The following is a 7,412-nucleotide window of genomic DNA, read 5'->3' on the forward strand; positions in this document are numbered from 1 at the left end:
CGTCAGGCGCCCCTCGTCCGCCACCGCCGTCAGGTATTCCAGCTGCCGCAGCGACAGGCCGCCGGTCATCGGGCAAGGAAGCGGAAGACGTTGCCTTCGGGGTCCTTCATGACCTGCAACGGCCGTTCCCCGCTGCGATCGATGCCGCCGACCGGCGTCCCACCCAGCCCGACGGCGCGGACCACGGCCAACTCCAGGTAATCCACCGCTATGTCCACACAGGAGCGGGTGCCGGCGGCAAAGCGCCTCCGGAAGAAGGACATCGCGACCGGGCCGACGGACGTGACCGCCACCGGTTGGCCCTCAGAGGCAGCCGACTCGCCGGACAGGATCTGGGACCAGAAGGCACAGAGGCGCACGGGGTCGACACATTCCACGTTTATTCGCTCTACGTACGCATTCATGGCATCAACGCTACGGAACGGGAAGGGCGTTCCGAAGGGAACCGAGAAAGGTTCAACCGGTCAGCGATGAATTCCGACTAAAGAGGGGACGCGGCCTTCCTCCTACGCTCATCCTCACCCATGGGCGCGGAGCTTCACCGTCGACCGGCGCGCCGCCTGCTCGCCCGTTCGCCTGCGCTGACAAGCCTCACAGGGCCCCACAGAATCGCCTCGCCAGTGCGGCTACCTCACATCGACAGCGGCCGGCGGCCTCTCTTCTCCATCGGCCTTGCTCGGCGCGCAGCCCTTTCCCCCGCCCCATCCACCGATCGGTCGATGCCGGCGGTCACGCAGCTTCGTACCGTGGTTTTGAGAGTCCTGCGCCCACTGTGGAGAATTCGCCCTGGTCATTCGCTACGGGGCAGGGTGAATTCCTCGCGGCGGTGAACCGTGGTTGGTTCCGCTGGCCGGCCTTTGACACCGGGTCTCCAGGACGCCCATACCCGCCCGTGTGCTCAACTCGCGGGCGTGCGCCGATCCTTCAGGCCGGCCGCCACCGTCACACCGGTCCCGGCGAGGAGCGGCAGGAGCATCGCCGCGAACAGCCAGTTGGGTACCTCTTGGTTGGCGGTGGAGCGCCACAGCACGCCGCAGCCGACCAGGAGCGAGATTCCCACGGAGGCGTTCAGCACCAGCAAGGCCCGAGCGGCGCGGATTGCCGACGCACGCGTGCGGGGCCGGTTGAGCGACGTTCCGGTCAGCCCGTTGCCGAACGATGCCGTGTCCTTGGGGAGTTCGTCCTGCGGAGTCACCCGGAGTGTCAGTTCGGCGCAGGCGGTCAGCAGCACCGTGACACCGACGTACACGAACACCAACACGAACGCGCTGCCTATCGACCGCTCCGTCCAGGCGTCGACTCCGTTGACGCCGATGTGCCGAGGTATGCGGTTCGGCAGGTGCGGGTAGCGAAGGACGCCCCAGAGAGCCAGCACGGCGAGCAACGCGGCGCTGGGAAGCAGCCACAACCGGACGGGAGGTGAGAAGACCATGGGGTCGATTGTCCGATGGAGACGAGTTCGTTGCGAGCGGGGTATCCCGTAAGGGGCACGACAATACGGACCTGGGGTGGGGTGGCTGTGGATGGGATTGCAGGGGTGAGAACCGGATCCTCGGTGCCTTCGCCGACGGCATCATGGGCCGCCCGCAGACCACCTTCGGCAACGTCAAGGCGGACGTCCTGGCCCACTACCTTCCCGGCTTCCAGTGCGGTGACTTCGTGGAGGTCATCCAGAATGCCGGCTGGCCCGGGTGACTGGCATTCGCGGGGCGTTGTCCGCGTGGGGATCCCGGCGCGGTGGTGCGAGGAGGTCAGGTGAGGTCGTCGGGGACGGGGACGTCGAGGTGGCTCAGCAGGAGGCCGGTGAGACGATCCAACTCGCGCGCCACACGGGTGATGCCGGGGTGGGGCAGGGAGGCGAACATGTCGCTGGGGCGGTCGAAAGCGACGACACCCCGCTGGTTGGCATCGGCGTAGATGACGGTGCGCAGCGGTGCGTGGAGCATGACGCCGGGGTGGTGGTGGAACATGCGCTGGGCGATGGTGTGGTTGCCCATGAGGTATTCGGTGCACTCGGCGCTGTCCCCGGCGAGGGAGAAGATCGGCTGTGCCTGCCACCTGAAGTAGGTCATGAAGTGGTGCGGGGCGTTGCGGGCTGCCAGGTCGAGGAAGTCCTCCCAGGGGGCGCCTCGTTCGACGAGTTCGGCGATGGCCTGGTGGTCGACGGGTGGGACGGCGGCTTCGAATCGCGCCCGAAGAGCGTGGTAGCTGTGTTCGGTGGTGATGTCGAAGCGTGTGACCTGCCGCGGTGATGTGGTGATGCGCGGGACGTCGGCTGCAGGGTCGGTGGCTGTCATGTCGTGGCCTCCCTCGTGTTGTCCTGCGGTGTGGGGCGGGGTGGGGCGTGGCCACGCGCCTGTGGGGCGTGGTCGGCACGGCAGTGTCGACCGTCACCTCGATCCTGGCACGGGGAAGCGCCGGGAGCGAGGGCCGGGCAGCGGGCCGCTATGCCTGGTAGGCCGCGGAGATCTGACCGACCAGGACGGCGACGGTGGCCTCGACGGCCTCGCGGACGCGATTGTCGTGCCAGGCGTTGACCGCGTGCGGTCGATGATCTGCTGACCGGCGGGCAGCGCCTCGACCAGCTCCGGGGGCGGTCCCCACATGCTCTCGGCCACCGCGGTGGTGACGACCAGTGGGAGGCCTGGTGCCGTCGCAGCTTTGGCCGGCGCCACACATTGTGCTTGAGCCCGTCGACGGTGATGTCACGGACGCCGGCAGCAGGCCCACCTGGTGATCAACCAGCACCACGGTGACGTTCTCCCGAGTGGCCGATTCCGGGAACGTGCTGCGCTCGCTCATTTGGCGTGCGCACGAATTGAGCCATTGCTGCGGGCTCCTCCAGCCTGCCCTCCGACAGTGGGCACGCGCCGCCGCTTGAGAGAGCAAACCGGTGTCCGACGGGGATTCCTGGCACCTCCGCTCTGTGGAGGGAGAGGAGGTTCGGGGCGGGGTACACAGTCGTCGCAGGAGGAGCGCAGCGAAACAGTCGATAGCTTGCAGTCATTCCGAGCGGGTCGGACTCCCCGGTCCGCAAGGCAGGAGGCGATCACCATGCATGACCGTCCTATCCTTGTCACCGGCGTCGGTGGTGGAGTCGGCGGAGTCGGACGAACGGTCCTCGACCGGCTGCATGCGAAGGGCGTGCCGGTCCGGGCTCTTGTGCATCACGACGACGAACGGGCCTCGGACCTGCGGGCCATGGCCGGTGTCGACGTGGTGGTCGGCGACCTCACACGCGGCGCTGACGTGGTGAAGGCCCTGGAGGGCTGCCGCCGGGCCTACTTCGGAATGAGCGTGTCGCCCGCGTACCTGGAGGCCGCGACGACGGTCGCTGCGGCCGCTCAGGAAGGCGATGGTCTCGATCTGCTGGTGAGCATCTCGCAGATGACGGTCTCGCAGATGGACCTCACCAGCGATGCCGAATCTCGGCAGCAACGGCTGCACTGGCTGGCCGAGCACGTCCTCGACTGGTCGGGCGTGCCGGTCGTCCATGTCAGGCCCACGGTGTTCATGGAGAATCCGCTCTTCGCCCGGGTCGCTGTCGCCTCGATCCTGCGCGACGGCACGATCCGCCTCCCGTTCGGCTCCGCCCGTACCTCGCCGGTTGCCGCAGCCGATGTGGCGGACGCCGTCGCACGCCTGCTGCTCGACCCGGCTCCGCCGTCCCGGCACGTCTACGAACTGACCGGGGCGCGCTCCCGCGACATGGCGACCATCGCTGCCGAGTTCTCCACTGCCCTGGGCCGCGCCGTGACCTACGTCGACGTGCCGTACGAGGAGTGGTTGGAACGCGATCTCAGGACACAGGACCTGCCACCCCACGTCTTCGAGCACATCGCCACCATGGCGCGGTTGCACCGCGAGAACCGCTACGACCGGGCCACGAACGACGTCGCCGAGCTGCTCGGGCGTCCCCCGCGGGAGTTCGGCAGCTTCATCAGGGACACCCCCGCCCTGCAGCCCTAGCCGGGTTCCGTCGGGCGAAATACCTACCTGACGCAAAAGCCTGTGCGTTGAATTCTGCACAACCTCAGGACGGCCTGCGCCAAGTCCTGTGCCTTACAGCGGATGCATGGTTGCAGAGTTGCCCTCCGGGCAGAGCACCCGGGGCCGCAGCGTCGTGGTGCTGGCGTCCATCAGAAGCCCGCCGAGGACCTGATCGCGGAGCGCGGCCTCCAGGCCATCGGTGTGCCGTTTTTCGTGACTGCTTGCCGCCTGGAATCGTGTTCCGTTCGCCGGATCGCCGGCCCTCTTATAGCCGCAGAAAATATCGACCGCTGAGCTGGGGCCTGAGACTACGGGAGTGGCGTGGACGGATTCCTGACTGCTCCGGAAATTTCTCCGTCGCGATTCCGCCCGTCGGTCCGTTCGCCCTTGACGGGTCTCCCTTGGCGGCATTCCGTGGCACTGTTTCGTCAAGTCGTAGAGAGAATAGGGAAGTTCGTGCGAGCTGGGATTCTTTTCGGGTGGTGATCAAGGCGGTTGACCCCGAGGGAGGTTGACCGGCGCTGTGGTGACCGCCGATGGGGCTGGCTGGAATATGTCGGCGACATTGGCCGTAAAGCCAGGGGTTTCGGCCAGTTCGCATGGTCGTGTGGTCCGTGGGTTGGTCATCGCTAGTGCATCCCGCCCTAATCTTTCGATGTAGTGCTTCGTTTACTCTCTTCCCATCCGGCGCTGCTTCCCCTGGAGCCTCAAAACCGCGAGTGGCGAGGGGAGTTCCGGCCGTGAGCGCCGTTCATTTGTTCGGCGAAGCTGTCGCCTGCACGGACCGGATGGAGTCCGAAAGCCGGTCTTCCCGTCCTCTTGTTTCTGCGGGCGGCGGTGTGTAGAAGTTTCTAGCAGTCCGGGTTGGGGTGGGGAGGGTTCCGCTGCGGACTGAAAGTCTTTCGCGATTCCGGAAAGGCCGTGCCTGTTGGAGGCGAGGAGTTCTGTCCACGATCCCTGACGCCCGTGAGCACCGGCGCCGAGCCTCGCTGGCTTTACCGGCCGTGGTGTTCGTCGTCGCGTGCCTGTTGCCGGTGGTGACACCGGGACCGGCGCTGGGGAGCGCGACACCGGCGCGCGCCGGTGGCCGATATCTTGCGGCCAGCGGGGGTGGTTACCGCGCCGAGATTTATCGAACGAGCTATGGAATTCCTCATATTCGGGCAGCGGATCTGGGCAGTGTGGCGTTCGGCCAGGGCTGGGCCTACGCCCAGGACCGGCTGTGCGACCTCGCGGACCAGGTGGTCAAGGTCCGTGGCGAGCGCGCCCGGTGGCTCGGCCCCGGACCGGGGGACCGCTACCTGGCTTCGGACCTGGGGTATCGGGCCCTGCGCCTGGTGGACCGGGCGAGACGGTCCCTTCCGACGTTGTCGGGCCGCGCCCGGTCGATGATCGAGGGCTACGCCGCCGGGTACAACCGGTACTTGGCCACGGTCGGGCCGCGAGGAGTGCACGGCTGGTGCGCGGGACAGCCGTGGGTGGGGCCGCTCACCGCCGTGGACCTCCTCGCCTACGAGCAGGATCTCGCGATCGTTTCCAGTGGCCGGGCCGTGCTGCCCGCCATCGCCGTGGCACAGCCGCCGGCCGCCCGCCCCGCCGATCCCCGGCACCCGCGGAACTTACGGGTACCACCGTCTGCCGTCGCCGACTCGGTCCGGCAGTCGCTGCCGGGAGCCCGTCGTGCGGTACCGGGCAGCAACGGCTGGGCGATCGGCGGCGAGCGCTCGACCACCGGCCGGGGGGCGCTGCTGGCCAACCCGCATTTTCCCTGGCAGGGAGAGCTCCAGCTATGGGAGTGCCAACTCACCGTCCCCGGCGAGTTGAACGTCTACGGTGCCGGAGTCGGCGGTCTGCCGGGAGTCCAGATCGGTTTCAACGAGAAGGTCGCCTGGACTCACACGGTCGCACAGGGGGCCCGTTACACCTTCGCCAAGCTCCAGTTGGTCGCGGGAGACCCGACGCGCTACCGCAGAGGTGACCGCGTCCAACGGCTGCGGCCGGCCACCGAGTCGGTCGAGGTCAGGCTGGCTGGCGGCCGACTCGGCACGGTCACCAGGACGTTGTGGTCGACCGACTACGGGCCGATCGTCGATCTCTCGGCGCTGGACCGGCGCTACGGGTGGAGCACCACCAGCGCCATCGCCTTCCGCGATGCGAACGCCGGCAATACCCGTCAGCTCGACTTCTGGCTCGACATGGCACGGTCCCGCAGCGTCGCGGAGGTCGCCGCCGCGAACGCGAGGTATGGCACGCCGTGGCTGAACACCCTGGCCGCCGACCGGACGGGGAACGCCTGGTACGGGGACGCGGCGAGCACTCCCTACCTCGGTCGAGCGGCGACCCAGGCGTGGCTGGCGAGCCCGATCGGCCTCCTGAACGGCAGCGATCCCCGGCAGGACTGGCTGATGAGCCCCCAAGCGGCCGCGCCGGGGCTGCTGCCGCCGAGCCGGTGGCCGCAACTCACCCGCCGGGACTATGTGTTCAACGCGAACAACAGCCCGTGGATCGCCAATCCGCGACAGCCGCTCGAAGGTTTTCCCGCCGTGCTGGGGGAGCAACGGTCGGCGCTGGACGCCAGGGCGCGGTTCAACGCCCTGCTTCTCGCCGACTCCGGGCAGGGGCGCGAGCGTCGCCTCGGCGTCCGGGAGTTGATGTCCGCGGTGTTGTCCAACGAGGCGCTGAGTTCCCGGCTGCTGCTCGGCCCGGTGCGCGAGCTGTGCCGTGCGCACGTCGAGGCGGCGAAGGCCTGCCACGTACTCGACGACTGGGACGGCCGGTTCTCCGTCGGCAGCCGAGGGGCCGTGCTGTGGCGCGAGACCATGGCGCACGTGCTGGCCGTCGCTCCCGACGCCCTGACGTCGGCGGGCCCGCTGTTCGGCACGCCGTTCGACCCGCGCGATCCGGTACACACCCCCGGTACCCCGAAGCCGGACCCCGCAGTGCTGGGACCGGCGATTCTCGGCGCGCAGCACACGTTGGAGTCCTCCGGACTTCCCCTCGACGTCCCGCTCGGCGCCGTCCAGCAACAGCTCAAGGGTGGGAAGCGGCTGCCCATGCCGGGAACCGTCGACGCACTCGGCGCGCTCGATGTCGTGGAGTACACCCCGGAGCCGGGCACCACCGTCCAACCGGTCCCGCCGCAGGACGGCTTCCGAGTCAACTCGGGCACCAGCATGCTGCTGGCCGTCCAGTTCACCGAGCACGGCCCGGTGGCCAAGGGACTGCTCACCTTCTCGGAGTCCATCGACCCGGACTCGCCGCATTTCGCCGACCAGCAGGGGCTGTTCGCACAGGGCAGGGCACATGACTGCCTGTTCACCTGGCCGGCGATCCTCGCGGATCCGGCACGGAAGACCACCGTCGTCGCATGGCGGTATTCGGGCTTGCAGCGCACGCACATGTAGCGGAGGTGGCTGATGTCA

5 protein-coding genes and 1 pseudogene are annotated in these 7,412 nt (G+C 68.2%); 3 read left to right on the forward strand and 3 right to left on the reverse strand.

Translation table 11 applies throughout. The features are described from left to right. Positions 1 to 65: 65 nt before the first annotated feature. Both ACIQU6_RS04505 and ACIQU6_RS04510 read right to left on the reverse strand, forming a co-directional pair. Entirely contained in the window at positions 66 to 404 is a 339-nt protein-coding gene (locus tag ACIQU6_RS04505) for a VOC family protein (RefSeq protein ID WP_403480137.1), read from the reverse strand. A 494-nt stretch (positions 405 to 898) separates the two neighbouring features. Next, complete coding sequence (locus tag ACIQU6_RS04510) at positions 899 to 1,432, reverse strand: DUF1648 domain-containing protein (protein WP_403480138.1); 534 nt, start codon at positions 1,430 to 1,432, stop codon at positions 899 to 901. Between the two features lie 107 nt (positions 1,433 to 1,539). Between ACIQU6_RS04510 and ACIQU6_RS04515 the strand changes: the two are divergent. Then, positions 1,540 to 1,695, forward strand: a pseudogene (locus ACIQU6_RS04515) (diguanylate cyclase); the annotation flags it as partial. Between the two features lie 56 nt (positions 1,696 to 1,751). Here the strand turns inward: ACIQU6_RS04515 and ACIQU6_RS04520 are convergent. Beyond that, positions 1,752 to 2,297 (reverse strand): hypothetical protein, encoded by a 546-nt coding sequence (locus ACIQU6_RS04520; RefSeq protein WP_403480139.1) that lies wholly within the window; start codon positions 2,295 to 2,297, stop codon positions 1,752 to 1,754. Between the two features lie 757 nt (positions 2,298 to 3,054). Here ACIQU6_RS04520 and ACIQU6_RS04525 point away from each other — a divergent pair. Together ACIQU6_RS04525 and ACIQU6_RS04530 are read left to right on the forward strand one after the other, a co-directional pair. Then, complete coding sequence (locus ACIQU6_RS04525) at positions 3,055 to 3,969, forward strand: NAD(P)H-binding protein (protein WP_403480140.1); 915 nt, start codon at positions 3,055 to 3,057, stop codon at positions 3,967 to 3,969. 1,058 nt (positions 3,970 to 5,027) lie between these two features. Further along, positions 5,028 to 7,394: a penicillin acylase family protein gene (locus tag ACIQU6_RS04530; RefSeq protein ID WP_403480313.1), complete on the forward strand. Its 2,367-nt coding sequence runs from the start codon at positions 5,028 to 5,030 to the stop codon at positions 7,392 to 7,394. The last annotated feature ends 18 nt before the right edge of the window (positions 7,395 to 7,412 follow it).

It is taken from the genome of Streptomyces sp. NPDC090442 (assembly GCF_044769405.1).
Taxonomy (GTDB): Bacteria; Actinomycetota; Actinomycetes; order Streptomycetales; family Streptomycetaceae; genus Streptomyces.

Excerpts from the sequence above, each read along its gene's own strand:
- ACIQU6_RS04505 (WP_403480137.1), bottom strand. The coding sequence starts at position 404 with ATGAATGCGTACGTAGAGCGAATAAACGTGGAATGTGTCGACCCCGTG.
- ACIQU6_RS04510 (WP_403480138.1), bottom strand. The coding sequence starts at position 1,432 with ATGGTCTTCTCACCTCCCGTCCGGTTGTGGCTGCTTCCCAGCGCCGCG.
- ACIQU6_RS04520 (WP_403480139.1), bottom strand. The coding sequence starts at position 2,297 with ATGACAGCCACCGACCCTGCAGCCGACGTCCCGCGCATCACCACATCA.
- ACIQU6_RS04525 (WP_403480140.1), top strand. The coding sequence starts at position 3,055 with ATGCATGACCGTCCTATCCTTGTCACCGGCGTCGGTGGTGGAGTCGGC.